The sequence below is a fragment of the Paracoccus zeaxanthinifaciens ATCC 21588 genome (assembly GCF_000420145.1).
GTDB lineage: Bacteria > Pseudomonadota > Alphaproteobacteria > Rhodobacterales > Rhodobacteraceae > Paracoccus > Paracoccus zeaxanthinifaciens.
Window position 1 is genome coordinate 76927 of the sequence record NZ_ATUJ01000009.1, and the last position, 25051, is coordinate 101977.

The 25051-nt window shown below is 66.5% G+C and carries 25 protein-coding genes and 1 tRNA gene; 10 read left to right on the forward strand and 16 right to left on the reverse strand.

The annotated features are described in order from the left end of the window. Positions 1-9: 9 nt before the first annotated feature. Both F804_RS0110135 and F804_RS0110140 read right to left on the reverse strand, forming a co-directional pair. Positions 10-690 (reverse strand): endonuclease/exonuclease/phosphatase family protein, encoded by a 681-nt coding sequence (locus F804_RS0110135; protein ID WP_022707637.1) that lies wholly within the window; start codon positions 688-690, stop codon positions 10-12. A 77-nt stretch (positions 691-767) separates the two neighbouring features. Beyond that, positions 768-2165 (reverse strand): protein adenylyltransferase SelO, encoded by a 1398-nt coding sequence (locus F804_RS0110140; RefSeq protein ID WP_084686586.1) that lies wholly within the window; start codon positions 2163-2165, stop codon positions 768-770. A gap of 112 nt (positions 2166-2277) precedes the next feature. Here F804_RS0110140 and obgE point away from each other — a divergent pair, with 112 nt between their 5' ends. Then, positions 2278-3315: a GTPase ObgE gene (obgE, locus tag F804_RS0110145; protein ID WP_022707639.1), complete on the forward strand. Its 1038-nt coding sequence runs from the start codon at positions 2278-2280 to the stop codon at positions 3313-3315. After that, the gene (proB, locus tag F804_RS0110150) at positions 3303-4415 is read left to right on the forward strand and encodes a glutamate 5-kinase (protein WP_022707640.1); all 1113 of its coding nucleotides are present in this window, start codon (positions 3303-3305) and stop codon (positions 4413-4415) included. Before obgE ends, proB begins: the two co-directional genes overlap by 13 nt. Positions 4416-4460: 45 nt before the next feature. Here the strand turns inward: proB and F804_RS16215 are convergent, their stop codons facing one another. Both F804_RS16215 and pepN read right to left on the reverse strand, forming a co-directional pair. After that, entirely contained in the window at positions 4461-5390 is a 930-nt protein-coding gene (locus F804_RS16215; RefSeq protein ID WP_022707641.1) for a lysophospholipid acyltransferase family protein, read from the reverse strand. Positions 5391-5415: 25 nt separating this feature from the next. Continuing rightward, positions 5416-7989, reverse strand: a complete 2574-nt coding sequence (gene pepN, locus F804_RS0110160; RefSeq protein WP_022707642.1) for an aminopeptidase N — start codon at positions 7987-7989, stop codon at positions 5416-5418. Positions 7990-8171: 182 nt separating this feature from the next. Between pepN and F804_RS16220 the strand changes: the two genes are divergently transcribed. The 4 genes from F804_RS16220 to F804_RS0110180 all read left to right on the forward strand — a co-directional run bounded on the left by F804_RS16220 (position 8172) and on the right by F804_RS0110180 (position 12709). Further along, the gene (locus tag F804_RS16220; protein ID WP_022707643.1) at positions 8172-8948 is read left to right on the forward strand and encodes a hypothetical protein; all 777 of its coding nucleotides are present in this window, start codon (positions 8172-8174) and stop codon (positions 8946-8948) included. 190 nt (positions 8949-9138) lie between these two features. Next, positions 9139-10713, forward strand: coding sequence for a Re/Si-specific NAD(P)(+) transhydrogenase subunit alpha (locus F804_RS0110170; protein ID WP_022707644.1), 1575 nt, complete (start codon positions 9139-9141; stop codon positions 10711-10713). Positions 10714-10723: 10 nt separating this feature from the next. Beyond that, positions 10724-12166 (forward strand): NAD(P)(+) transhydrogenase (Re/Si-specific) subunit beta, encoded by a 1443-nt coding sequence (locus F804_RS0110175; RefSeq protein ID WP_022707645.1) that lies wholly within the window; start codon positions 10724-10726, stop codon positions 12164-12166. Between the two features lie 216 nt (positions 12167-12382). Beyond that, on the forward strand, positions 12383-12709 hold the full coding sequence (locus F804_RS0110180; protein WP_425413870.1) for an arsenate reductase family protein: 327 nt from the start codon (positions 12383-12385) through the stop codon (positions 12707-12709). Positions 12710-12750: 41 nt separating this feature from the next. Here the strand turns inward: F804_RS0110180 and F804_RS0110185 are convergent, their stop codons facing one another. Continuing rightward, positions 12751-13179 (reverse strand): protein tyrosine phosphatase family protein, encoded by a 429-nt coding sequence (locus tag F804_RS0110185; protein WP_022707647.1) that lies wholly within the window; start codon positions 13177-13179, stop codon positions 12751-12753. A gap of 73 nt (positions 13180-13252) precedes the next feature. Beyond that, positions 13253-13951 carry a phosphoglycolate phosphatase gene (gene gph / locus F804_RS0110190; protein ID WP_245540344.1) on the reverse strand — a complete coding sequence of 233 codons (699 nt, stop codon included), beginning with the start codon at positions 13949-13951 and terminating at the stop codon, positions 13253-13255. Positions 13952-14124: 173 nt separating this feature from the next. Between gph and F804_RS17520 the strand changes: the two genes are divergently transcribed. The 3 genes from F804_RS17520 (at position 14125) to grxD (ending at position 15070) form a co-directional block, all read left to right on the forward strand. Continuing rightward, positions 14125-14295, forward strand: a complete 171-nt coding sequence (locus F804_RS17520; RefSeq protein ID WP_169447690.1) for a hypothetical protein — start codon at positions 14125-14127, stop codon at positions 14293-14295. Between the two features lie 99 nt (positions 14296-14394). Further along, positions 14395-14637 carry a BolA/IbaG family iron-sulfur metabolism protein gene (locus F804_RS0110195; protein ID WP_022707649.1) on the forward strand — a complete coding sequence of 81 codons (243 nt, stop codon included), beginning with the start codon at positions 14395-14397 and terminating at the stop codon, positions 14635-14637. A gap of 70 nt (positions 14638-14707) precedes the next feature. Continuing rightward, positions 14708-15070, forward strand: coding sequence for a Grx4 family monothiol glutaredoxin (gene grxD, locus F804_RS0110200; protein ID WP_022707650.1), 363 nt, complete (start codon positions 14708-14710; stop codon positions 15068-15070). A gap of 33 nt (positions 15071-15103) precedes the next feature. Here grxD and F804_RS0110205 read toward each other — a convergent pair whose 3' ends face one another. From F804_RS0110205 to F804_RS0110235, 7 genes are all read right to left on the reverse strand, one after another. Further along, complete coding sequence (locus F804_RS0110205) at positions 15104-15673, reverse strand: phage holin family protein (protein ID WP_022707651.1); 570 nt, start codon at positions 15671-15673, stop codon at positions 15104-15106. A 7-nt stretch (positions 15674-15680) separates the two neighbouring features. Beyond that, positions 15681-16112: an ElaB/YgaM/YqjD family protein gene (locus tag F804_RS0110210; RefSeq protein ID WP_022707652.1), complete on the reverse strand. Its 432-nt coding sequence runs from the start codon at positions 16110-16112 to the stop codon at positions 15681-15683. 114 nt (positions 16113-16226) lie between these two features. Next, a tRNA-Leu gene (locus F804_RS0110215) sits at positions 16227-16310 on the reverse strand. Between the two features lie 87 nt (positions 16311-16397). Further along, positions 16398-17378 carry a lipoyl synthase gene (lipA, locus tag F804_RS0110220; RefSeq protein ID WP_425413871.1) on the reverse strand — a complete coding sequence of 327 codons (981 nt, stop codon included), beginning with the start codon at positions 17376-17378 and terminating at the stop codon, positions 16398-16400. 39 nt (positions 17379-17417) lie between these two features. Continuing rightward, on the reverse strand, positions 17418-18320 hold the full coding sequence (locus F804_RS0110225; protein WP_022707654.1) for a LysR substrate-binding domain-containing protein: 903 nt from the start codon (positions 18318-18320) through the stop codon (positions 17418-17420). Between the two features lie 116 nt (positions 18321-18436). Then, entirely contained in the window at positions 18437-19147 is a 711-nt protein-coding gene (locus tag F804_RS16225; RefSeq protein WP_051142353.1) for a DUF6456 domain-containing protein, read from the reverse strand. A 379-nt stretch (positions 19148-19526) separates the two neighbouring features. Then, entirely contained in the window at positions 19527-21095 is a 1569-nt protein-coding gene (locus F804_RS0110235; RefSeq protein ID WP_022707656.1) for a helicase HerA-like domain-containing protein, read from the reverse strand. Between the two features lie 413 nt (positions 21096-21508). Between F804_RS0110235 and F804_RS16230 the strand changes: the two genes are divergently transcribed. Next, the gene (locus F804_RS16230; protein ID WP_051142354.1) at positions 21509-22279 is read left to right on the forward strand and encodes an invasion associated locus B family protein; all 771 of its coding nucleotides are present in this window, start codon (positions 21509-21511) and stop codon (positions 22277-22279) included. A 67-nt stretch (positions 22280-22346) separates the two neighbouring features. Here the strand turns inward: F804_RS16230 and F804_RS0110245 are convergent, their stop codons facing one another. The 3 genes from F804_RS0110245 to F804_RS0110255 all read right to left on the reverse strand — a co-directional run bounded on the left by F804_RS0110245 (position 22347) and on the right by F804_RS0110255 (position 25044). Further along, positions 22347-23555, reverse strand: a complete 1209-nt coding sequence (locus F804_RS0110245) for a beta-ketoacyl-[acyl-carrier-protein] synthase family protein (protein WP_028725851.1) — start codon at positions 23553-23555, stop codon at positions 22347-22349. Positions 23556-23665: 110 nt separating this feature from the next. Beyond that, positions 23666-23932 carry an acyl carrier protein gene (locus F804_RS0110250; RefSeq protein ID WP_022707659.1) on the reverse strand — a complete coding sequence of 89 codons (267 nt, stop codon included), beginning with the start codon at positions 23930-23932 and terminating at the stop codon, positions 23666-23668. 11 nt (positions 23933-23943) lie between these two features. Continuing rightward, positions 23944-25044, reverse strand: a complete 1101-nt coding sequence (locus tag F804_RS0110255; RefSeq protein WP_022707660.1) for a UDP-3-O-(3-hydroxymyristoyl)glucosamine N-acyltransferase — start codon at positions 25042-25044, stop codon at positions 23944-23946. Between the last annotated feature and the right edge of the window lie 7 nt (positions 25045-25051).

A 25051-nucleotide genomic window follows, 5' to 3' on the forward strand; every position in this document is an offset into this window, starting at 1 on the left:
GCGACAATTTCAAGGCACCGCGATCCGCGCCCAGATCGGCAGGTGATCGGACGCGTCGCGCGCACGCGCCTCGTGGAAGACCCCGCTGTCCAGAAGTTCGAGGTTGCGCGACATCGCCATGCGGTCCAGCCGCAGCCGGGGCAGGGGCGCGGGCCAGGACGGTCCCGGTGCCAGCACGCGGAAGCCCGCAAGGGATTCCAGCCCGCGATCGTCCGACCATTCGTTGAAATCGCCCATCAGCACGATGTGATCTTCGGCGATGCGGGCCGCCTGCGCCGTGATCCGCGCCAGCTGCTGCCTGCGCGACCTGCGCGCCAGCCCCAGATGCACGCCGATCACGGTCAGCCCCGGCAGGCGCAGGGCGACGGCGCCGCGCGGCTCCAGCCCCGGCAGGGGCAGGCGGCGGACGACCGCGATCTCGGCCAGGTGGGGGCGCATCAGGATGGTCTGGCCGTGCCAGCCGAGGCTGCTTTCGGTCGTGCCGGACATGCGCGCGGGCACGAGGCCCGTCTCGGACAGGATCAGCTTCCGCGGAAGGGCCTCGGGGCGGACGCCGAAGCGAAAGTCCACCTCTTGCAGGGCGATGATGTCGGGGGCCAGTTCGCGGATGACGGCAAGGTTGCGTTCGGGGGCGTGGGGGCCGGTCAGGCCGCGGCACTTGTGCAGGTTGTAACTGGCCAGAGTGAGCATGCGGTCCTCGTTCCCGTTCCGGGACCGATCATGCGCGGCGCGCGCCCGACTGCAAGGGGCGCGCGCCGATACGGGGGTCACGTTCCGCAGAAGGTCCGGCGCACGGCCTCGGAACTGGTGGGGGCGGTCGACAGGTCGCTCCAGTCGGCCCGCGCCTCGAAGGGCCGGGTGCAGGCGTCCAGCAGCTTGCGGAAGGGCTGCATGTCGCCCGCGACGGCGGATTCGATCGCACCCTCGATCCGGTGATTGCGCGGGATGCGCAGCGGGTTCACGCGGGCCATCAGGGCCATGTCCGGCGACAGTGCCTGCCAGTCGGCGTGCCAAGCGTCGAAGGCGTCGCGGTCGATGAACTCGTCCCGTGCGCCGCCATGCGCCAGACCCGCGAAGACGCGGGTGAAGTCCGCGCGTTGCTGCGCCATCAGCGTCAGCAGACGCTCGATCAGGGCCTGGTGCTGCGCGCCGTCGATGCTCAGCTTCGCGCCGAAGCGTTCCAGCCATGCCGCCTGATACAGCGGACCGAAGCGATGGACGGCCTTGGTCGCGGCCTCGACCGCGGCCTCTTCCTCGCCCATCAGGGGGATCAGGCAGGTCGCGAATTGCGCAAGGTTCCAGACCGCCATCTGCGGCTGCTGCGCCCAGGCATAGCGGCCCTGCGTGTCGATCGAGGAAAAGACCGTATCCGGATGATATGCATCCATGAATGCACAGGGGCCGTAATCGATCGTCTCGCCCGAGATCGCCATGTTGTCGGTGTTCATCACCCCGTGGATGAACCCGAGCGCCATCCAGTCGGCAATGGTGCGGGCCTGCCGCGCGACGACGGCGTCCAGCAACTCCAGCGGATCCTTGCACTGAGGATAGTGGCGGTCGATGACGTGATCGGTCAGCTGGCGCAGACGCTCGATATCGTCGCGGACGGCGAAATACTGGAACGTGCCCACGCGGATATGGCTGGCCGCGACGCGGGTCAGCACGGCGCCCGGAAGCCCGCCCTGTTCGCGGAACACGAGATCGCCCGTCGCGATGGCGGCAAGCGCCCGGGTCGTCGGCACGCCCATCGCCGCCATGTATTCACTGACGAGGTATTCGCGCAGCACCGGCCCCATCCATGCCCGACCGTCGCCGCGCCGTGAGAACGGCGTCTTGCCCGAGCCTTTCAGCTGCAGGTCGAAGCGCTGCCCGTCGGGGGCGATCACCTCGCCCAGCAGCACCGCGCGCCCGTCGCCCAGCTGCGGCGAGAAGCCCCCGAACTGGTGCCCGGCATAGGCCTGCGCGATGGGTTCGGCGCCATCGGGAACGGCGTTCCCGGCCAGCATCTCGACGCCATCGGACGCCAGGTGCGCGGGATCCAGGCCCAACCGCTCGGCCAGGGTCTCGTTCAGCACCAGAAGCCGCGGGCTGCTGACCGGCGTCGGCCGGGTGCGGGCGAAGAAGCCCTGCGGCAGACGGGCATAGCTGTTGTCGAAATGGATCATCATGCACTCCTTCGCAACAAACATAGGTGCGGCGCCGCGCTTTGCCAGTAGGGCGGGCTTGCGCCATATCGCCCGAAGGCGTATCCGCAGGGCCGAACCAAGGAGCCTCGCGATGAAATTTCTGGACCTCGCAAAAGTCTATATCCGCTCGGGCGGGGGTGGCGCCGGCTGCGTGTCCTTCCGTCGCGAGAAATTCGTGGAATATGGCGGCCCCGATGGCGGTGACGGCGGCAAGGGCGGCGACGTCTGGGCCGAGGCCGTGGACGGGCTGAACACGCTGATCGACTTCCGCTATCAGCAGCATTTCTTTGCCAAGTCCGGCCAGCACGGCATGGGCAGCCAGATGACCGGCAAGTCCGGCGACGAGATCGTCCTGCGCGTCCCCGTCGGCACCCAGATCCTGGAAGAGGACGAGGACACCGTCATCGCGGACCTGACCGAGGTGGGCCAGCGCGTGCTGCTGGCGCGCGGCGGCAATGGCGGCTGGGGCAACCTGCATTTCAAGACCTCGACCAACCGTGCGCCGCGCAACGCGAACCCCGGCCAGCCGGGGGTCGAGCGGACCATCTGGCTGCGCCTGAAGCTGATCGCGGATGGCGGTCTTGTCGGCCTGCCGAACGCGGGCAAGTCGACCTTCCTTGCGACCGTGTCGAACGCGCGTCCCAAGATCGCCGATTATCCCTTCACCACGCTGCACCCGAACCTTGGCGTCGTGGGCGTGGACGGTCATGAATTCGTGATGGCCGACATTCCCGGCCTGATCGAGGGCGCAAGCGAGGGCAGGGGCCTGGGCGACCAGTTCCTCGGCCATGTCGAGCGCAGCAACGTGCTGCTGCATCTGGTCGATGGCACATCCGAGGATGTCGCGGGCGACGCGCGCACCATCCTGAACGAGCTGGAAGCCTACAGCCCGATCCTGATGCAGAAGCCGCGCGTGACGGTGCTGAACAAGATCGACGCGCTGGATGCCGAAACGCTGGAGGAACGCCACGCCGCGCTGGAAGCCGAGATCGGCGGACAGGTGCGCCTGATGTCCAGCGTCGCCAAGCAGGGCGTGCAGGAGGTTCTGCGCGCCTTGTGGGCGCAGGTCGAGCCGACCCGCCGCAGCGCCTCCGAGATCGAGGGCGACGACGCCCCGTGGCAGCCGTGACGCCTTCCCTGCGCGGGGCGCGTCGGCTGGTCGTCAAGGTCGGGTCGGCCCTGCTGGTCGGTCCCGACGGGCTTCGCGCGGACTGGCTTCGCGGACTGTGCGACGACGTGGCCGAATGGCGGCGTCAGGGCGTGGACGTGGTGCTGGTCAGTTCGGGCTCGATCGCGCTTGGGCGGCGGGTGCTGGACCTGCCGCAGGGTGCGCTGCCGCTGGAACAGGCGCAGGCCGCCGCCGCTGTCGGCCAGATCCGCCTTGCCCGCGCCTACGAGGAAGCCCTGGCACCGCATGGCGTCAAGACCGCGCAGGTCCTGCTGACGCTGGAGGACAGCGCGGATCGACGCCGTTACCTGAACAGCCGTGCGACGATGCAGACGCTGCTGTCGCTTGGCGCGGTTCCCATCGTGAACGAGAACGACACCGTCGCCACCGACGAGATCCGCTTTGGCGACAACGACCGACTGGCCGCGCAGATCGCCGTGACCTGCGGCGCGGACCAGCTTCTGCTGCTGTCGGATGTGGACGGGCTCTATACCGCGAACCCCAAGACGGATCCCGATGCGCGCCACCTTTCGGTGATCGAGGCCATCACCCCCGAGATCGAGGCCATGGGCGGCGATCCGGTGTCCGGCCTTTCCAAGGGCGGGATGAAGACCAAGCTGATGGCCGCGCGGACCGCCGTCGCGGGCGGTTGCGCGATGGCCATTGCCGAAGGCTCGGTGATGCGCCCGCTGTCGGCGGTGGCGAATGGCGCCCGCGCCAGCTGGTTCCTGGCCGAGAGCGATCCTCAGGTCGCGCGCAAGCGCTGGATCGGTGCGATGAAGCCGCGCGGTGCGCTGCATGTCGATCAGGGCGCGGTTGCAGCACTGGGGCGCGGCAAGTCGCTGCTGCCGGCGGGCGTCACCCGGATCGAGGGTGATTTCGGTCGTGGCGAGCCCGTGGCGATCACCGGTCCCGCCGGCCAGACCATCGGGCTGGGACTGACGCGTTACACCGCCTCCGAGGCCGCGATGATCGCGGGCCATCAATCGGCGGAAATCGAGACTATCCTCGGCTATGCCGGTCGTGCGGCGCTGATCCATCGCGACGACATGGCGTTGTGAATGGTGTTGTGACGGGCGCGGGTCGAACCCCGCGCCGTCATTCCCTCAGACCTTCTGACCCAACCTGCGGCGCTGACCGACCACGCGCCCGATCCCGCGCCCCGGCTGCCACTGGGGCGAAGTCGCGCCCGGCTCGGGCAGCGACAGGGTGCGGTCGCGCAGAAGCTGGATCGCCTCGTCACCGCTGCGCGGCAGATCGGATGGCCGGATCGGCGCACCGATCGTCACGCGATAGGGCTGACGGGTCTTGTTCAGCACCTCGTTGAACAGGGTCACGTCGCGCAGCGTCGGGTGGATCTTGTCGAACAGGTAGAACAGCAACGAGTTGCGCGCACGGATGCGCAGCGGAATGACCGGCACGTCGAACTTGCGCGCGATCATCGCGGCGCTGGCCATCCAGGGCCGTTCGTTCAGCTGCGTGCCCTCGCGCTTGGCAAGCCGACCCGAGGGGAAGATCAGCCCGATACGACCGCTTTCCAGTGCCGCGCGGGTATAGTCCATCGTGGCCTTGGTCTTGGCATGGCTGCGCTTCTCGTGCCGCCATTCGACGCCCGCGATCATGTCCTCGGTCTGGGGCAGCACGCGGATCATGTCGTGGTTGGCATAGATGAACAGGTCGTCCCGCAGCTGGGAAATCAGCGCGTGCAGGAAGATGCCGTCGGCGATGCCCGTCGGGTGGTTGGCCACGATCAGGGCCGGGCCGGATGCGGGCAGGTTCTCCATCCCCTCGACGGTCAGGTCGTGGACGATCATGTCGCCCATCCGGCGCATGATCTCGTCCGAGGGCAGGTCGCGGAACTGCGCGCCCAGCTCGACCGTGCGGGGATAGCGCAGCAGCAGCATCATCGCCCATTTGACCAGCCGGTGATGCGGTCTGCCGGAATAGAGCCATGGCGCGCGTTCCGCGATCAACGGGTCCAGTCGCGCGCGCATCTCGCGCTTGGCCTCTGCCGTGGCTTTGCCGGTTCGGATCATGTCCCTTCCCCCCACCATCGCGACCTCAGGCACCGGCCGCAATCATGCGCGACACCATTTCGCGCGTATTGCGGCTCAAACCCTTTCGGGCGGCAATCCGTTCCAAGGCGGCCAAGGCATTCGCCCGGCGACCGTCATCATAGCGCGGCCACGTCTCGAACGCGGTGGACATGCGCGCGGCGATCTGCGGGTTGACCTCGTCCATCCGGATCAGCCAATCCGCCGTGAAATCATAGCCCGAACCGTCCGCGGCATGGAAGCCCGCATGGTTCGCGGCCAGCCCTCCGATCAACGAGCGGAACCGGTTGGGGTTCTTCCAGTCGAAATCGTCGCGAGCGGCCAGCGTCGCGGCCACGTCCGCTGCATCGCGTGGGGATGCGGCCATCGGCTGGACGGCGAACCACTTGTCCATGACCAGGCGGTTGTCGCCAAATTCGGCCAGCATCGCATCCAGCGCACCCTGCGCGGCGCCCTGGCGGATCAGCACCGACAGCGCGCCCATGCGCTCGGTCATGTTGCCCGCCGCGCCGAACAGGACCTGCGCGCGTTCACCGCCGTCGATCCGGCCCAGCAGGCCAAGTGCCGCCAGCCGCAGCGCACGGCGGGCAGCGCCATCGGCATCGGGGCTGTAGGGGCCCGTGACCTCCATCGCGTCATAGAGCCGTTCCAGCAGGTCGCGATGCGTCGTGGCGATGCGGCGCGCAAGGCCGTCGCGGGCGTCGTGGATCGCATCCGGGTCGGGGACGTGGCCCTGCGCGGTCAGGCGCGTCGCGATTTCCTCGTCCGAGGGCAGCGCAAGGCACAGCGCCCGGAAGGCCGGATCCGCCGCGTCGTCGGCCGCCAGCGCGCCGATCGCATCGACATATTCGCCGCCCGCATCCTGACCCCGCGCCAGCCGCGTCAGCGCGGACAGCGCAAGCTCTCGGCCGGCTTCCCACCGGGCGAAGGGGTCGGTGTCATGCGCCAGCAGGAAGGCGCGGGTCTCGTCGTCGATCTGGCGTTCCAGCATCACCGGCGCCGAGAAGCCGCGCAGGACCGACACGACCGGACGCGCGCCCAGCCCCTCGAAGGAGAAGCTCTGGCGGTCCTCGGTCATCTCGAGGATGCGCGTCGGCAGGACCTCGTCGCCATTCGGGCCGATCAGGCCCACGGCGATGGGGATGACGCGGGCGGGCTTGTCGGGCTGTCCGGGCGTCGGCGCGGTCGATTGCGCGAAATCCAGCGTGAGGGTGCCGTCGGACCAATGCTCGGTCATGGTCAGGCGCGGCGTGCCCGCATCGGTGTACCAGAGCTTGAACTGGCCCAAGTCGCGACCCGTCGCGTCCTCGAAGACCTTCAGCCAATCCTCGATCGTGGCGGCATCCCCGTCATGGCGGTCGAAATACAGGTCCAGCGCCTTGGCATAACCGTCCTCGCCCACGAGACGCTTCAGCATGCCGATCACCTCGGCGCCCTTCTCGTAGACGGTCGCAGTGTAGAAATTGTTGATCTCTTCGTAGCGGTCGGGGCGCGGGGGATGCGCCAGCGGGCCCTGATCCTCGCGGAACTGGCGGGCACGCAGGGTTCGGACATCCTCGATCCGCTTGACCGGGGCGCTGCGCATGTCGCTGGTGAACTGCTGGTCGCGGAAGACGGTCAGACCTTCCTTGAGGCACAGCTGGAACCAGTCGCGGCAGGTGATCCGGTTGCCGGTCCAGTTGTGGAAATATTCATGCGCGATCACCGCCTCGATCCGTTCGTAATCGGTATCGGTCGCGGTTTCCGGGCTTGCCAGCACCAGCTTCGAGTTGAAGATGTTGAGGCCCTTGTTCTCCATCGCGCCCATGTTGAAATCATCGACGGCGACGATGTTGAACACGTCCAGATCGTATTCGCGGCCATAGACATCCTCGTCCCACCGCATCGACTTGATCAGCGATTCCATGGCAAAGCCTGCGCGGTCCTGATCGCCGGGGCGCACCCAGACGTTCAGCGCCACGTCGCGGCCCGATTCCGTGACGAAGCTGTCGCTGACAGCCGTCAGATCGCCCGCGACCAGCGCGAACAGATAGGCGGGCTTCGGCCAGGGGTCGTGCCATTCGGCCAGACCCGGTTCCTGCCGCACGGGGTTGCCGTTCGACAGCAGCACCGGCTTGTCGCTGCGGATCGTGACGCGGAAGGTCGTCATCACGTCGGGGCGGTCGGGATAGAAGGTGATGTGGCGGAAGCCCTCGGCCTCGCACTGGGTGCAGAAGATGCCGCCGGACAGGTACAGCCCCTCGAACGCGGTATTCGCGGCGGGGTCGATGCGGACCTGCGTCTCCAGCGTGAAGGGGCCGTCGGGGAGGGCCGCCGCCGCGATCACCAGCCTTTCGTCGTCGCGCGTCACATGCGCGTCGTCGGGCGCGGTGCCGTCGATGGCCAGCGACAGAAGCTGCACCCCCGATCCGCCATCGAGGACCAGATCCTCGAGGCCGTCGCGCGGTGCCATGTCGATCGCCGCGGCGACCAGCGTCGCCTGCGGGTCCAGCGTCACGTCCAGACGCGTTTCCGACAGGATGAAGGGGTAGGGACGGTAATCCGCCAGAAGTTGGACGGGCTGTGAAATCGGCGAGGGCATGTCGGGCCTTTGCTTCCATTTGTCCTGCAGGAGGGAACCCCTGCCTTGCCATCGTGTTAATGGGCAGATGGTCTGCCCGCAAGTCGGACTGCGCCCGTCGGCGATTGACAGCGCGATGCCGCCCGGTATCAAAAAGGCTTGCGCCAGAGGGGCATAACGAGAAAACAGAACTGGAGATCCGCATGAGCCATGATCCCAACGATCCGAAGAACACCGATCGTCACCAGGAAACCTATGTGGAGCCGGTCGAGCGCCGTTCCTCGGCGCTGCCGCTGATCATCGGCGTGCTGCTGGCGCTGGCGCTGGCCTATTTCGTCCTGCAGCGCTTCACGACCGACGATACCGTCGTCGAAGGTGACACCACCACCGTGACCACGACCGAGGAAGCGCCCGAGCCGGTCGCCGAGCCCGAGGCGGAGGCCGACAACGCCGCAGCCGAGGCCGAGGCCACCACCGGCGCCGAGCAAGTCGAGCCCGAGCAGCCCGCGGACGAGGCCGCCGAAGCCACCGCCGAGGCCGAGGACCAGCTGGAAGCCGGTGCCGAGGGTGCAGCAGAAGCCGCTGACGACGCCGCCGTCGAGGCCGAGCAGGCTGCCGAGGACGCTGCCGCCGCCACCGAAGCAGCCGCCGAGGATGCGGCAGCCGCAGCTGATGAGGCGACTGACGACGCCGCAGCGACCGCTGACGAGGCGACCGACGATGCAGCCGCCGCCGCCGACAACGCAGCCGACGAAGCCGAGGCTGCCGCCGACGATGCCGCAGCAGCGGCCGACGAGGCCGCTGGCGAGGCTGGCAGCGCGATCGACAGCGCGCTGGACAGCGCCGCCGAGGCTGCATCCAACGCCGCCGACGCTGCACGCGAGGCAGCCGACGAGGCCGCTCAGGCCGTCGACGACGCGCTGAGCACCGAACCCGCCGTTCCCGCCGAGGAAGCCGAGACGACCGCACCCGCGAACTGATCCGCGGACGCACCAAGGACAAGGAAGGCCCGGCATCGCGCCGGGCCTTTTTCATGCGCGTCACATTCGAAAATCGTGACGCCACGACACTGTTTCCGGCAGTGCACAGCCCCATCGACTTGTGAAAGAATGTTGCGCGGTGCTACAAGTCGCCGCGACAGTGACAAAAACGATGGGGGACGTTCGGATCATGAAGATTGGCGCATTGCGCGAGGGCTTCGACGGAGAGGCGCGTGTCGCGATTACTCCGTCCTCGGCGGGCCATATGGCCAAGCTGGGGCACGAGGTCTTCGTCGAGAGCGGGGCGGGCGACCGCGCCGGATTTTCCGACGACGATTACCGCGCGGGGGGCGTGACCGTCTGCCAGACCGCGGCAGAGCTGATCGCCACGGTGGACATGGTGGCCAAGGTCCGCCAGCCGACCGAGGCCGAGATCGGCGAGATGCGCGAAGGACAGACGCTGATCTCGTTCTTCTATCCGGCGCAGAACCAGGAACTGCTGGCGAAGGCCAAGGATCAGGGCATCACCGCGATCGCGATGGACATGGTCCCGCGCATCAGCCGCGCGCAGAAGATGGACGCGCTGTCCTCGATGGCGAATATCGCGGGCTACCGTTCGGTGATCGAGGCCGCGAACAATTTCGGGCGCTTCTTCACCGGCCAGGTGACCGCCGCGGGCAAGGTTCCGCCCGCCAAGGTGCTGGTCGTGGGTGCAGGGGTCGCGGGTCTTGCGGCCATCGGCACCTCGGTCAGCCTGGGCGCGCAGGTCCATGCCTTCGACGTGCGTCCCGAAGTGGCCGAGCAGATCGAGAGCATGGGCGCCGAGTTCGTCTTCCTCGAATTCGACGAGGGTGTCAGCGACGGTGCGGCGACGGGCGGCTATGCCGCGCCCTCCAGCCCCGAATTCCGCGAGAAGCAGCTTGAGAAGTTCCGCGAGCTGGCGCCGCAGATGGACGTGGTCATCACGACCGCGCTGATCCCGGGCCGCGATGCGCCGGTCCTGTGGACCGCCGACATGGTCGCGGCGATGAAGCCCGGCAGCGTGATCGTCGATCTGGCCGCCGAGAAGGGCGGCAATTGCGAGCTGACCGTCCAGGACGAGCGGATCGTGACCGACAACGGCGTCGTCGTCATCGGCTATACCGATTTCCCGTCGCGCATGGGCGCGCAGGCATCCGAGCTGTATGGCAACAACATCCGCCACTTCGTGACCGATCTGACCCCCGGCAAGGACGGCGTCTTCGATCACAACATGGAGGATGACGTGATCCGCGGGGCGACCGTCGCCCATGATCACGACGTGACCTGGCCGCCCCCTCCGCCCAAGGTCGCGGCCATCGCGGCCCAGAAGCCCAAGGAGAAGAAGAAGGAGCTGACGCCCGAGGAACGCAAGGCCGCCGAGGCCGCGGCCTTCAAGGCCGAGACGCGCAGCCAGGTCGGCCTGCTGCTGGGCGGCGGTCTGCTGGTGCTGCTGGTTGGCCTTGTCGCGCCCGCAAGCTTCATGTCGCATTTCATCGTCTTCGTGCTGGCCTGCTTCGTCGGCTTCCGCGTGATCTGGAATGTCGCCCATTCGCTGCACACGCCGCTGATGGCGATCACCAACGCGATCAGCTCGATCATCATCCTGGGCGCGCTCATGCAGATCGGCTCGGGGTCGTGGCTTGTCGTCATCCTGGGCGCGCTGGCCGTGCTGATGGCGGGCGTCAACATCTTCGGTGGCTTCATGGTCACCCGGCGCATGCTCGCCATGTTCCAGAAGTCGTAAGGGGGCAGGAATGGAATACGGATTCACCACCGCGGCCTATGTGGTCGCATCGGTCCTGTTCATCCTGTCGCTCGGCGGGTTGTCGGGACAGGAAAGCGCGAAGCGCGCCATCTGGTACGGCATCGCGGGCATGGCGCTGGCCGTCATTGCCACGCTTTTCGGACCGGGCGCGGGCAACTGGTTCCTGTCGCTGGTCATGATCGCCATCGGCGGCGCGATCGGCTGGGTCGTCGCCAAACGCGTCCAGATGACCGAGATGCCGCAGCTGGTAGCCGCGATGCACAGCCTCGTCGGCCTTGCGGCGGTCTTCGTCGGCTTCAACGCCCAGATCGAGCTTGGCCGCGTCATGCGCATGAAGGCCGAGGGTGCCGCCCATGAATTCGCGGGCTTTGCCGCGATCCTGGCGCACAAGACCCCGGCGGAAATCGCGATGCTGAAGATCGAGGTCTTCCTCGGGATCTTCATCGGCGCGGTGACCTTCACCGGCTCGGTCGTGGCCTTCGGCAAGCTGGCAGGTCGCGTCGACGGCAAGCCGAAGAAGCTGCCGGGCGGTCACATGCTGAACGCGGGCGCCGTCGCGCTGTCGCTGGTCTTCGGGCTGCTGTACTTCACCGGTGTCGGACCTGCGCTGTTCTGGCTGGTTCTGGTGACGCTGCTGGCCTTCTTCATCGGCTATCACCTGATCATGGGGATCGGCGGCGCGGACATGCCCGTCGTCGTCTCGATGCTGAACAGCTATTCGGGTTGGGCCGCCGCGATGATCGGCTTCACGCTGTCGAACGATCTGCTGATCGTGACCGGCGCGCTGGTCGGCTCCTCGGGTGCGATCCTGTCCTATATCATGTGCAAGGCGATGAACCGCCACTTCGTCAGCGTGATCCTGGGCGGCTTCGGCGGCGAAACCGGTCCCGCAGCGGAAATCGAGGGCGAGCAGATCGCCATCGACGCGGATGGCGTGGCCGCCGCGCTGAACGACGCGGACAGCGTGGTCATCGTGCCGGGTTACGGCATGGCCGTCGCGCAGGCGCAGGGGGCGGTCAGCGAACTGACCCGCAAGCTGCGCGCGGCCGGCAAGGAAGTCCGCTTCGCGATCCACCCGGTCGCGGGCCGACTGCCCGGTCACATGAACGTGCTGCTGGCCGAGGCGAAGGTCCCCTATGACATCGTGCTTGAGATGGAGGAGATCAACGACGACTTCCCCCAGACCGACGTGGTCATCGTCATCGGGTCGAACGACATCGTGAACCCCGCGGCGCAGGACGATCCGAACAGCCCCATCGCAGGCATGCCCGTGCTGGAGGTCTGGAAGGCCAAGAACGTCTTCGTCAGCAAGCGCGGGCAGGGCACCGGCTATTCCGGGATCGAGAACCCGCTGTTCTTCAAGGAGAATACGCGCATGTTCTATGGCGATGCCAAGGATTCGCTGAACAAGCTGCTTCCGATGGTCGACTGATCCATCGACAAGGTGATGCGGAACGGGCCCTTCGGGGCCCGTTTTCCGTTGCAGCCCGCGTTCCCGCCATGGAAGGAAGGAAACGAACGCTTACGGAGGTTCTCATGCGTCTTCTTGTCGGTTTCCTTTCACTTGCGGCCCTTGCAGGCTGCGGCGTACCTTTCGTTCCGCTGATCTGATGTGAACGAGGGTCCGATGACGGAAAAAACGCTGCAAATGCTTGGGCTTGGCCACTGCTCGACCTGTGTGAAGGCGCAGAAGGCGCTGGAAGAGCACGGCTGGACGGTCGAATTCAGGGATGTCCAGAAGGACCCGCTGTCCGAGGACGAGCGCCAGTCGGTGCACGAGGAATTCGGCGACAAGATCGTCAACCGGGCCAGCCTGACCTGGCGCGGCATGTCCGAGGACGAGAGGGCGGGCGAACCTGTCGCCATGATCGGCGCCAAGCCCGCGCTGATGAAGCGTCCCGCGATTCGGGCAGGGGAGCTGCGGCTTCTTGGCTGGACGGCGAATGTCAAGAGGGCACTCGGGGTGCCCGCCTGATCGCCTGAAAAGGGCAGGGCAGGGGGATCGCCCTGCCCGTATCAGCCCTTGCGGCTGGCCAGCGACTCGATCAGGGGCTGGATGCCACTGATGTCGTAGCCTGCGCCGGCGGCAGTCTCGACGATCTCGGACGCGGGGACGCGACCGGCCTGGGTCAGCGCCCACAGGACCGTGCACCGATTGCCCGAACGGCAATAGGCGATGACCGGGCCGCCCGCCTCGACTGCCGTCCCGAAATCCGAGATCAGATCGGGCGTGATCTGCCCCGGATGAAACGGCAGATAGTGATAGCTCATCCCCGCATCGGCGGCGGCCTGGGCCATGACGTCATGGTCGATATCGGGACCGACCTCGTCGTCGGGACGGTTGTTCACAAGGACCCTGAAACCGGCCTCGGCCAGCGCAGGCACGTCTTCCGGCATGATCTGCGGCGACACGGCAAGGTTCGGATTCAGCTGGCGAAGGTCCATGTGGCACCTCTGGTTGGGACGGTTGCGCAATCGAAGTGACGCGGTTGCCGCCCGGTGTCAAGAAAACAGCCCATCAGGCGCGCACCATCGCGTCGGCCTGCCGAACCAGGCCCGGCAGATCGGCATGATCGCCAAAGCTTGCGGCATGACGCATCTGGTCCAGCGGCGTGTTGCGATAGCCCTCGGTGAACAGAAGGAACGGCACCGACAAGGCAGCGGCGCAATCGGCGTCGAATTCACTGTCGCCGACGAAGATGCCCTGGCCGCCAAGCGCCGCGAAGGCCGCGGTCAGGGGCGCAGGATGCGGTTTGCGCTCCGGCTGCGTGTCGCCAGCGATCACGACGCCCATGAATGGCGCAATGCCGAAATGGTCCAGAACCTTGCGCGTCGGAACAAGCGGCTTGTTCGTGCACAGTCCGATCGGATGGCCAGCCGCCTGAAGATCGCGCAAACACTCCAGCACGCCGGGATAAAGCGTCGAATGCGCGGTCGCTTGCTGATAGTGCCGCATGAAGGCCGCGACGAAGTCATCGTGACGCGCGGGGTCCAGCGTCGTCGCCGCAATGATGCGGTCCCACAGCATGCCGACGCCGCCACCGACAAAGCTGCGGATCCTGTCCACGCCAAGCGGCTCGGCGTCGAATTCCTGCAGCGTGAGCGTGGCACATGCGTGGATGTCGGGGACGCTGTCCACCAGCGTGCCATCCAGATCGAAGACGACCGGCGTCATGGCTGATCCTTTCAGTTCGTGGTAAATCGTCGCCAGGTTCATGAACGCCCATGGCGCGAGATGTCGGGCGGAGAGTGTCGCGGCATGCAGCCGACCGCAAGCAACAAGTCTTAATGTTGCATAATACGGATTACCAAATATTTGGATGGTCCCCTGCGGGGAACCCGGCAAGGCTTTGCGCGTCGTGTTGCAGGAACAGAAAATCGGAGCATTCGATGTCCAGTCTCAAACCAATCCTGATCCTTGCAGCGACGCTTGGCCTTGCAGCATGCGGCGATACCGTCACGGAACGCGCGGCCACTGGCGGCGTCAGCGGCGCAGCTGTCGCAGGTCCGGCCGGCGCCGTCGTCGGCGGAACCGTGGGTGCCGTCAGCACCGTCAACTGAACGCCCTGACAGGAGCGTTCCCATCGCAGGAACGCTCCCGCACTTGCAGCCACTTCTGGCTTCCCCTACATCTTTGGAATACCGATACGAGGATGTAGAATGGCGATTGAAGCGCATGAGATCGAAGCCCTGATCCGAGAGGCTTTTCCCGACGCCCAGATCACGATCACCGACCTGGCCGGCGACGGCAACCACTATGCCGCCGAGGTCATCGACGCATCCTTTCGCGGAATGAACAGGGTCCAGCAGCAGCGTGCGGTCTATGCCGCGCTGAAGGGCAAGATGGACGGCAGCAACGGCGAACTTCACGCACTGGCGCTGACGACCAAGGCCCCCGATTGACGGCCCCTGCCCGACCGAATTTGCATCGGCCCGCCCGATCGGCGGGCTTTCGAATGGAAGGATACACGCGATGAGCGACGTGACCACCCGGATCCAGGAAACCATCGACACGAACGAAGTCGTTCTGTTCATGAAGGGCACCAAGGAAATGCCGCAATGCGGTTTCTCCAGCCGCGTTGCCGGGGTCCTGAACTACATGAATGTCGGCTACCAGGACATCAACGTTCTGGCCGATCAGGATATTCGTCAGGGTATCAAGGACTTCTCGGACTGGCCGACGATCCCGCAGCTTTACATCAAGGGCGAGTTCGTGGGCGGCTGCGACATCATCACCGAGATGACGCTGTCGGGCGAGCTTGACCAGATGTTCGAGCAGAAAGGCATCGCCTTTGACAAGGAAGCGGCCGATCGCATCCGCGAGGCGAACGGCTGATACGAACAAGGGCGCCCTAACGGGGCGCCCTTTTCAGATGATGTCGTCGAAGTCGTCATCGTCATCGTCGTCGTCGCGGCCTCGGATCGCCGATGCGATGCTCAGCCCGACGGCAAATGCACCGATCAGCTTGCCCATGCTGCCCAGGTTGGTGCTCGCAGCCTGATCGACCTGACCGGCACCGTGGATGGCGCCGTCCCGCACTGCTGCTGCACGTTCGGGCGTCGCCCCTGCCCGCTCGGCCTTTTCCTTCAGCGGCTGGACAGCCTCGTCGAATTTCGAACGGACCTGACCGACGGCCGCATCCTTCGCAAGCGAGACACGGGCCTGAACTTCTCGCTTGAGATCGTCACCGGTCGGCATGCGGTGGCGTGGTTTGCGCGCCGCGATGAAAAGCGCGAGCGCGATCACAAGGAAACCGCCACCGACCGCCAGCGACGCCAAGGTAGAACCCCAGTCCAGCTCGACCGCAAGGAACGACCACAGCGCCGCTGTCAGGAAACCGAAGGCGATGGCGGCCACGATGCCGCCACCGATCTTCATTCCCGTCCGACGAAAGCTGTCCGAGATGCCGCGCTTGAGGTTCTGCGCGAACTCGATCATCGGAACCTCAGCGACGCGAGATCAGCAGGCCGACGAGGAAGCCGACACCCGCAGCGATGCCGAGCGCCTGCGCCGGGTTGCGACGCACCATGTTCGACACCTCGTCATACTGCAGCTCGGCATAGGCGCCTGCATCTTCCGCGATGTGCTGGCCCTTGGCATAGAGGCGGTCGGCCTCGGCACGGGCACGGTCGGTATATTCACGACCCGTCGCACGTGCGCGGTCGGCATATTCGCGACCGGCTTCGGCGGCCTCGTTGACCAGCCCTGCCCCTTTTTCCATCAGGCGTTCGGCGCTGGCATTCTCTCGGATGTTCTGCGCCGTCTCGCGGATGTCGTCGCGGATCTTGCTCGCGCCTTCGCGCAGATCGCTGCGGGCCTCGTCGGCGGCAGCAGCCGCGTCGCGTTGCAGATCGTTGACCTGGTTCGGATTTGCCATTGCTTCGTCCTTTCCTTCGGTGCTCATCACCTTCGGATGGACAACAATGCAGTTGCGGCAATCGTTCCAATCATCTGCGACAAAATGCGCGGAGGGTATCGGATCGGAAAGGCATGGTAGGGGCGGTCGGACTCGAACCGACACTCATTGCTGAAACGGATTTTGAATCCGTCGCGTCTACCATTCCGCCACGCCCCCAAGGGTTTCCCCCGGTGCCTTCCCGGAACGGGCGTCATGCGCCCGCCGGAAATCCGTAATCGGCGTCCGGGGGAAATGCAAGACCGCTCAGGCGCGGCCGAGCTTTTCCAGACGTGCCTGCCGAAGACGCGCGAAATCGTCGCCCGCGTGATAGGAGGAACGCGTCAGCGGCGTCGCCGAAACCATCAGGAAGCCCTTGCCATAGGCCGCCTTTTCATAGCCCGCGAATTCCTCGGGGGTGACGAAGCGGTCGACGCGATGGTGCTTCGGCGTCGGCTGCAGATACTGGCCGATGGTGATGAAATCGATATCGGCGGCGCGCATGTCGTCCATGACCTGCAGGACGCTCGGGCGATCCTCGCCCAGGCCGACCATGATGCCCGATTTGGTGAACATCGTCGGGTCCAGTTCCTTGACCCGCTGCAGCAGGCGTAGCGAGTGGAAATACCGCGCGCCCGGACGCACCGAGGTGTAAAGCCCCGGCACCGTTTCCAGGTTGTGGTTGAACACGTCGGGCCTCGCCTCGACCACGGTTTCCAGCGCGCCGGGCTTCGACTTGAGGAAGTCGGGCGTCAGCACCTCGATCGTGGAATCGGGCGAGCGGTGACGGATCGCTCGGATCGTCTGCGCGAAATGTTCGGCCCCGCCATCGTCCAGATCGTCGCGATCGACGCTGGTGATGACGACGTGGTTCAGGCCCAGCTTCTGCACGGCATGGGCCACGCGGCCCGGCTCGAACACGTCCAGATCGTTCGGACGGCCCGTGGCCACGTTGCAGAAGGTACAACCACGGGTGCAGATCTCGCCCATGATCATCATGGTGGCGTGGCCCTGACTCCAGCATTCGCCGACATTCGGGCAGCCTGCTTCCTCGCAGACGGTGGACAGGCGGTTCTCGCGCAGAAGGTCGCGCGTCTGCTTGTACCCTTCCGAGGTCGGCGCCTTGACGCGGATCCAGTCGGGTTTGCGGGGCTGTGCCTGATCGGGGCGGTGCGCCTTTTCCGGGTGGCGCTGATCCGGAAGTCGTAGGTCGCGCAAAGCAATTCCTTTCGGTCGCGGTTGCCACAGAAATAGGGCTTTCGCTCCGGAATGGCAACGCGCCACGCGTCAGGTCAGCAAGGGTTCCGCCGCCTGTCGCAGAATTCCCGCAAGATCGTCGATCCAGCCATCCCCGGAAGTCGAGGCCCGGCGCAGCAGCAGAACCTCGCGCAGGGGCTGCGGCTCGGGAAAGCGCATGGCTGTCAGGCCGGGGGCCGCGGCCAGTTCCTGGGCGCGCGCGATCTCGGGCAGGAAGGTCAGGCCCATGCCCTGCGCGGCCAGCCTGCACAGCGTGGCCAGCGACGCCGCGCCAAGGTCCAGCCGACCGCGCCCACGGCCCAGGCCGCAGACCTCCAGCGCCTGGTCGCCAAGGCAATGCCCTTCGTCCAGCAACAGTAGCTGGCCGGGGTCGAGGGCGCGCGGCTCGATCATCTGGCCCTGCATTTCGGCGATGCGCGTCGTGCTGCCCGCCAGCAGGAAGCGGTCGGTGAACAGGGGAACCGCCTGGAAGGACGCATCGGTCGGCGGGGTCGCAACCACGATGGCGTCCAGCTGACCGGTCGACAGTTCCTCCATCAGCTTCTCGGTCTGCGCCTCGCGGAGGTGGAGGTCGCGGCCGATGTCCCGCGCGCGCAGCAGCGGCAGCGCCGCGGGCAGAAGATAGGGCGCGACGGTGGGGATCATGCCCAGCATCAGGCGACCGCCCTGCCCCGGTTTCCTGACCGCCAGCTCCAACCCCGCCATCGAGGCCAGCACGCGCCGCGCCTGCTCCTCGAGCGTGCGTCCCTGCGGCGTCAAGACGACGCCGCCGCTGGTCCGTTCGACCAGCTTCGCGCCGATCTCCTCCTCCAGCGCGCGGATCTGCATTGACAGCGCGGGCTGCGTGACGTTGATCGCTTCGGCGGCGCGGGTGAAATGCGCATGATCGCAAAGGGAAAGGAAATAGCGCAATTGGCGGAGGGTGATGTTCATCGGGTTCCGCGATCGGGAATGGGTATAAGGGCGACTGCGACCCTAGTCCCTATGCGGGGGAAACGACAAGGCGGCACGAAACCGGGGCCGCAAAGGCCCCGGTTTCGCCGCATCCCTCAGCCGATCAGGCGGGCGCCCTTGCCATAGGTCTCGGAATAGTGACGCTCCAGCCGCATCAGCGCGAGGCGCAGGACGATCTTGCCGGAACGCGCCGACCAACCCAGCCTGCGCTCAGTCTGCTCGATCCCTTCGAGGAAGCAACAGACGCGCAGCACCACGTCGCCCAATCCGGGGCCAAGCTCTCGCAGGGCCATCGCAACGCGGTCGCGCGCCGATTCCGAGCCTCCGCGATAGCCACCGCCATTATGCGACACGTCGATGCCCGCCGTCATGAAGCCGTCCCAGTTCTGGGTGACGCGCGGGCCCATCTGCGCAAGCTCGAAATCCTCGCGCAGGCGTTCGCCCGCGGCGACCTGATCGCCGGTCAGGAAGGGTTGGCCCAGGTGATCGCGCCGCCGCGCCATGACCAGCAGCGGGCTTTCGGCGATATTGACGCGGGTCCGGCGCCGCTGGCCGTCCTCGGGGTCCTCGACGGTGCGTTCTTCCCAGATGCGGTGGCGGTCGGCATGGTCGAAACCGGCCTGCGCCTCGGCCATGCCCTGCATCACGGGTTCGGCCTGATCGAACGAGGTATGGCCCGGCACCGCACCCTTCTGCCGCGCCGAACGCAGCATCCTGCGCAGCGCATCGCGGCCCGCAGGCGCGATGGCATAGCGCAGCAGCCGCCCGCCCTGCCCCGTCTGCACGACCCAGCCGTTCAGCGCCATCCGCTCGGCCAGGCCGCAGTCCGCATGTCGTCGCGCTTGGCCGTGAAGCGGCGGATGCGGCGCAGGACGAGCAAGGCGCTTCCATGACGAACTTGTCTTATAGGGTATCCTTCGGATGTTGAGGACGGATCGCACCATCAAACCGTGGGGTCAAACGCCTAAAGAAATCTTGCCTTGGCGCGGGCGGCGTCAGAACATGCGGCAAAACCCGCATAGGTTGTGACAGCGTCCCTTCATGCACCAGAAAGGACCGCACCCATGCACAATGCCGCCAATGTCATCCAGTTCCGTCCCCGCCCGCAGAACGATGCGCTTCGCCGCCCCGGCACCCTGGTCCGCGCGCCGCGATCGCCGCGATCCCCTCCGCAAGCGCCGCCTGTTAACGCCGCTTGCCCAGCAGCGACCCGAGCACGCCCCGGACAAGCGCCTGTCCGGTGCGGGTGCCCAACTGCCGCGCCAGGCTCTTGCCGAAGGTCTCGGCGATGCTGTCCGACCGGCTCGAACGTTTCGTCTTGGTCGGTCGGGCATGCGGCTCGTACCTGCGACCGCGGTTATAGCCCGACTGCCCCTCGGGCATGTCGAACAGGTCGTCGTCGGCGCGCTCCTCCTCGGCCGCCTTGGCCGCGGCTTCGGCGGTGCGTCGGGCCAGGATCTCGTGGGCGGATTCGCGGTCCAGCGTCTTGTCGTATTTCACACCCATCGCGGAATTCGCCAGAACTTCGGCGCGCTCGGCCGCCGTGATCGGACCCAGCTGGCTGAAGGGCGGCCTGATCAGCGTTCGTTGCGCGATGCCGGGCTGGCCCTTGCGCATCAGGAACGAGGTCACGGCCTCGCCGGTGCCGACCTGCTGGATCGCATCCGCGATGTCGAAATCGGGGTTCGGGCGATAGTTTTCAGCTGCATCGCGAAGCGCCTTCTGATCCTTCGCGGTAAAGGCGCGAAGCGCGTGCTGAACGCGGTTGCCCAGCTGACCCAGCACGCCATCGGGGATATCGGCGGGGTTCTGGCTGACGAACCAGACGCTGACACCCTTGGACCGGATCAGGCGTGCGACGCGTTCGACCTTCTCGACCAGCGCCTTGGGGGCGTCGTCGAACAGCAGATGCGCCTCGTCGAAGAAGAACGCGGCCTTCGGGCGGTCGGGATCGCCCACCTCGGGCAGCTGCTCGAACAGTTCCGACAGCAGCCACAGCAGGAACGTCGCATAGAGCCGCGGCGCGTTCATCAGCTTGTCCGCGGCCAGCACGTTGATCACGCCCTTGCCGGACGCGTCACGACGCAGCAGGTCGGACAGTTCCAGCGCAGGCTCGCCGAACAGGCGGTCGCCGCCCTCGTTCTCGAGCACCAGCAACGCGCGCTGGATCGCGCCGACGCTGGCCGTGCTGACATTGCCATAGCGCAGCGACAGGTCCGAGGCGTTCTGGCCGACCCAGATCAGCATAGATTGCAGATCCTTCAGATCCAGCAGGGGCAGAGCCTCTTCGTCGGCCACGCGGAAGGCGATGTTCATCACCCCCTCCTGCGCCGGGGTCAGGCCCATCAGGCGCGACAGCAGCAGCGGGCCCATCTCGGCCGGGGTGGTGCGGACGGGATGGCCCTGTTCGCCCCAGACATCCCAGAAGGTCACCGGGAAATCCTGGTAATCCAGCGTCAGGCCGATGCGGTCGGCGCGTGATACGAAGGCATCGTGCAGCTTGGCCGTTTCAGACCCGCTGCGCGCAAGCCCCGAAAGATCGCCCTTCACATCGGCCAGGAACACCGGAACGCCGGCCAGCGACAGGCTCTCGGCCAGGGTCTGCAGCGTCACCGTCTTGCCGGTGCCCGTCGCCCCCGCGATCAGGCCGTGACGGTTGGCATATTGCAGCAGGATCGTCTCGGGGGTGGCGTAATCGGCACCTGCACCGCCGACGAAGGCGGTGCCGTTCTCAAGATCCAGAATCCCGGCCATCTTTCCTCCTCGGGGCGCAACACTCGCATAGAAAAGACATTCTTAACGTTCGTTTGGCAAGTTTCCATTGTTCGGATCACGGGTCGCGGTGGCCTGTCGGGCCGGATGTTCCTCCCTTCCAGACTGGCCGCACCTTCGGGTGCGGCCCTTTTTGTAACCTTCAGGATATGTCTGCATGGTTGACTGATCACGCCATCGCGACTAGCGTGCAGGCAATGATGACCGGCCAGTCCGGCAGGGAGAAATGCGAAAGCATGGGCCGCAGCAAAAGCTGCGGCCTTTCGCATTTTCGTCCATGCATCAGGTGCTTGTGCTCAAGGCATGGTGATGCCAGCTTCGATCCGTAAATCGCTGACAAGCCGCGCGGCTCATGCTAGGTCGCGGCAATGGATCGAGCAAAGGGAAGAAAACACATGCTCAAGACCACCTCGCAGGCACTTGCCGCGGCGCTGGCCCTGATCGCCGTTCCGGCCTTCACCCACAGCGCGCTGGCGCAGGACGCGACCCCGTCCGAGGAGCAGCCCGAAGCCGCGGCAGAGACCAGCACGGATGCGCCCGAAGACACGTCCGAGGCCGATGCCACGGCAGAGACCGCGGACGACGCCGCCGATACGCCCGCAGACGAGGCGCCCGCAGATGAGGCAGCCGTCGCCCAAAGCGCCGCTACCGAGGAAGGCGAAGCGCCCGGAAGCTACTATGCCAAGTCCGAGCATGGCGACTGGATGATCCGCTGCATCCGCGCAGACCAGGGCAAGGACCCCTGCGAGATGTACAAGCTGCTGAGCGATCAGAACGACAACGCCGTTGCCGAATTCTCGCTGGTGCCGCTGACGAACGGTGATGTCGCTGCCGGTGCCACGTTGGTCGCGCCGCTCGAGACGGACCTGATCGAGGGCGTCGGCATGCAGATCGACGGCGGCGAGGTTCGCGGCTATCCCTTCGCGTTCTGCGCACCGGTCGGCTGCGTTTCGCGCCTGGGCTTCACCAAGGCCGAACTGGCCGGTCTGAAGGGCGGCCGCGAGGCGACGCTGCAACTGCTGCCCTTCGGTGGCGACCCCGAGAAGCCCGTGCGCCTGCCCGTCTCTCTGACCGGCTTCACGGCCGCCTTCGACGAGCTTTCGGCCTATGCCCAGGCGCCCGAGGCCGAGGCCGAGGAAGAGACCGAAGAGGCTCCGGCCGAGTAATCGCCGGACAGGACATGCAAAAGGCCGCGCCATCCAGCGCGGCCTTTTCAATTGTGGACGGGCGTTGTCAGACGCGACGCAGCGCGATGACCGCGTTCAGCCCGCCAAAGGCGAAGGCGTTGGACAGCACGGCATCGACCGTGGCCTCGCGGGCCTCGTTCGGGACGACGTCCAGCGCGCATTCCGGGTCCGGCTCCTGGTAATTGATCGTCGGCGCGATCACGCCGTCGCGCAGCGCCATGATGCAGGCCAGCAATTCGACCGCGCCGGTCCCGCCGATCAGGTGCCCATGCATCGACTTGGTCGAGCTGATCATCAGCCGATCCGCATGATGCCCGAAGGCCCGCGCGACCGCCGCGCATTCGGTCTTGTCATTCGCCGCCGTTCCGGTCCCGTGCGCGTTGATATAGCCGACCTGCTCGGGGTTCAGACCCGCATCGGCGATCGCACCGCTGATCGCGCGTTCCGCCCCCTGGGCCGACGGCATGACGATGTCCTGCGCATCCGACGACATGGCAAAGCCCACGACCTCGGCCAGGATCTCGGCGCCGCGGGCCTTGGCGTGTTCATAGCTTTCGAAGACGAAGACGCCCGCACCCTCGCCCTGCACCATGCCGTTGCGGTTGGCGCTGAAGGGGCGGCAGGCGTCCTTGGACATCACGCGCAGCCCTTCCCACGCCTTGACGCCGCCAAAGCACAGCATGGCCTCGGACCCGCCCGACAGCATCACCTCGGCCGCGCCCGACCGCACCATCTGGAACGCCAGCCCCATCGCGTGGTTCGAACTGGCGCAGGCCGTCGCGACCGTGAACGCCGGGCCGCGCAGGCCGAACTCCATGCTGACATGGCTGGCGGCCGCGTTGTTCATCAGCTTGGGCACGACGAAGGGATGGACGCGGTTCTTGCCCTCTTCGTAGACGGCGCGATAATTCTCGTCCCAGGTGTTCAGGCCGCCGCCTGCCGTGCCCAGGATCACCCCCGACCGCAGGCCGAGCGCGCCTTCGAAATGCAGCCCCGACTGTTCCACGGCCTGCTTGGCGGCAAGCAGCGTGAACTGCGTGAACTTGTCATAGAGCAGGATCTGCTGGCGGTTGAAATAGGTCTCGGGCGACCAGTTGTGGACCTGCGCGCCGATCTGGATGGACAGGCGTTCGACGTCGCGAAACTCCAGCTGGGTGATCCCGCAGCGCCCCTCGCGATAGGCCTCCATCGTGGTCTTCACGTCATGGCCAAGCGCGTTGATCGTGCCCGCGCCGGTGATCACGACGCGGCGCAGGCCGTCGCGGCGCAGCTCGCCCGCGCTGGTCGCGACCTTGGGGGCCGCGACCCCCGCATCGATCCGCGCTTCCTTGCTGGCCCGCGCGGCCTTCTCGGATTTCTTGCCGCTCATGCCGCCTTCTGCGCCACCAGCCGCTCGACCGCGGCGATGATGGTGCCCATGTTCGAGATGTCGAATTCCGATTTCTCGGGCTCGTTCGCGTTGAAGGGGATCGAGATGTCGAACTCCTCCTCGATGGCGAAGATCGATTCCACCAGGCCCAGGCTGTCGATGCCCAGTTCTTCCGGCGTGGCGTCATCCGTCACCTGATCGGGTTCCAGCATGGCCTGTTCGGCGATGATGGCGCGGATGCGGGATTTGATGTCGTCAGTCATGTGGCCTCCTATCAGTCCTTTTCCGACAGGCGTGTAACGATTTCCTGAAGCTTGGACAGCTGTTGCGAAAAACGTGGCAGACGGCGGACGGCTTTCTGGATCTCCAGCTGCGTCTCCATCTTGACGGCGGGGTTGCCCAGGACGACGCGCCCCGAGGGAACGCGCGTGAAGATCTTGCTGGCGCCGCCCGCGATCACGTCGTCGCCGATCTCGATATTGTCGTTGACGCCGACCTTGCCCGCAAGGACGACGCGGTCGCCGACCCTGGACGATCCCGCGATGCCGACCTGGCTGCACAGAAGACAGTCATCGCCGATGACGACGTTGTGGCCCAGCATCACCAGGTTGTCGATCTTGGTGCCGTTGCCGATGCGGGTCGCGCGGATGGTGCCGCGGTCGATCGTGGCATTGGCGCCGATCTCGACGTCGTCGCCGATCTCGACCGCCCCGAGCGAGTGGATCCGCGTCCAGTGCTGCTGGTTGATCGCGGCCCGCGCCCCGAGCGTGCGGCGGATCTCCTCGATGCCGGATTCCTCGGGGGTGACGAACGAGAAGCCGTCCCCGCCGATCACCGCGTTGGACTGGACGATCAGCCGGTCGCCCGCGACGACCCCGTGACCGATCCGAACACCCGCATGCAGCAACGCGTCGTCACCGATCCGCGCGCCGCGACCGATGCTGGCATGCGCGCCGATGCGCACGCGCGCGCCGATGGTGACGCCCGCGCCGATCACCACGAAAGGCGCGATGGCCGCGCCTTCGCCGATGGTCGCGCTCGGGTCGATCACCGCGCTCGGGTGGATGCCGTCCGGGATGTCGGGGCCGGGATCGAAGGCGCGGGTCAGGCCCGCCATCACCAGCCGGGGGCGGGGCGCAAAGATGGCGGCACGCAGGCCCAGGGCCTCGGGGTCCATCCCCTCGGCCAGCAGCGCGACGCTGCCGGGTGCCAGGCTGTCGGCGTATTTCGGGGCCATCGCCAAGGCGATCTGGCCGCCCTCCTCGGTTACCGGCGCGGTTGAGGCGGGCTCTCCTGCGCCGGTGACGCGGATGGTGCCGTCGCCCCACATCCGTGCATCCAGAGCGCGGGCAAGTTCCTCGATCGTGACAGCCATTCGGGCC

Bases quoted from the DNA above. Each gene is read 5' to 3' on its own strand.
- F804_RS0110135 (WP_022707637.1), bottom strand. From the start codon at position 690: ATGCTCACTCTGGCCAGTTACAACCTGCACAAGTGCCGCGGCCTGACC.
- F804_RS0110140 (WP_084686586.1), bottom strand. From the start codon at position 2,165: ATGATCCATTTCGACAACAGCTATGCCCGTCTGCCGCAGGGCTTCTTC.
- obgE (WP_022707639.1), top strand. From the start codon at position 2,278: ATGAAATTTCTGGACCTCGCAAAAGTCTATATCCGCTCGGGCGGGGGT.
- F804_RS16215 (WP_022707641.1), bottom strand. From the start codon at position 5,390: ATGATCCGAACCGGCAAAGCCACGGCAGAGGCCAAGCGCGAGATGCGC.
- pepN (WP_022707642.1), bottom strand. From the start codon at position 7,989: ATGCCCTCGCCGATTTCACAGCCCGTCCAACTTCTGGCGGATTACCGT.
- F804_RS16220 (WP_022707643.1), top strand. From the start codon at position 8,172: ATGAGCCATGATCCCAACGATCCGAAGAACACCGATCGTCACCAGGAA.
- F804_RS0110170 (WP_022707644.1), top strand. From the start codon at position 9,139: ATGAAGATTGGCGCATTGCGCGAGGGCTTCGACGGAGAGGCGCGTGTC.
- F804_RS0110175 (WP_022707645.1), top strand. From the start codon at position 10,724: ATGGAATACGGATTCACCACCGCGGCCTATGTGGTCGCATCGGTCCTG.
- F804_RS0110180 (WP_425413870.1), top strand. From the start codon at position 12,383: ATGCTTGGGCTTGGCCACTGCTCGACCTGTGTGAAGGCGCAGAAGGCG.
- F804_RS0110185 (WP_022707647.1), bottom strand. From the start codon at position 13,179: ATGGACCTTCGCCAGCTGAATCCGAACCTTGCCGTGTCGCCGCAGATC.
- gph (WP_245540344.1), bottom strand. From the start codon at position 13,951: ATGAACCTGGCGACGATTTACCACGAACTGAAAGGATCAGCCATGACG.
- F804_RS17520 (WP_169447690.1), top strand. From the start codon at position 14,125: ATGTCCAGTCTCAAACCAATCCTGATCCTTGCAGCGACGCTTGGCCTT.
- F804_RS0110195 (WP_022707649.1), top strand. From the start codon at position 14,395: ATGGCGATTGAAGCGCATGAGATCGAAGCCCTGATCCGAGAGGCTTTT.
- grxD (WP_022707650.1), top strand. From the start codon at position 14,708: ATGAGCGACGTGACCACCCGGATCCAGGAAACCATCGACACGAACGAA.
- F804_RS0110205 (WP_022707651.1), bottom strand. From the start codon at position 15,673: ATGATCGAGTTCGCGCAGAACCTCAAGCGCGGCATCTCGGACAGCTTT.
- F804_RS0110210 (WP_022707652.1), bottom strand. From the start codon at position 16,112: ATGGCAAATCCGAACCAGGTCAACGATCTGCAACGCGACGCGGCTGCT.
- F804_RS0110225 (WP_022707654.1), bottom strand. From the start codon at position 18,320: ATGAACATCACCCTCCGCCAATTGCGCTATTTCCTTTCCCTTTGCGAT.
- F804_RS16225 (WP_051142353.1), bottom strand. From the start codon at position 19,147: ATGGCGCTGAACGGCTGGGTCGTGCAGACGGGGCAGGGCGGGCGGCTG.
- F804_RS0110235 (WP_022707656.1), bottom strand. From the start codon at position 21,095: ATGGCCGGGATTCTGGATCTTGAGAACGGCACCGCCTTCGTCGGCGGT.
- F804_RS16230 (WP_051142354.1), top strand. From the start codon at position 21,509: ATGCTCAAGACCACCTCGCAGGCACTTGCCGCGGCGCTGGCCCTGATC.
- F804_RS0110250 (WP_022707659.1), bottom strand. From the start codon at position 23,932: ATGACTGACGACATCAAATCCCGCATCCGCGCCATCATCGCCGAACAG.
- F804_RS0110255 (WP_022707660.1), bottom strand. From the start codon at position 25,044: ATGGCTGTCACGATCGAGGAACTTGCCCGCGCTCTGGATGCACGGATG.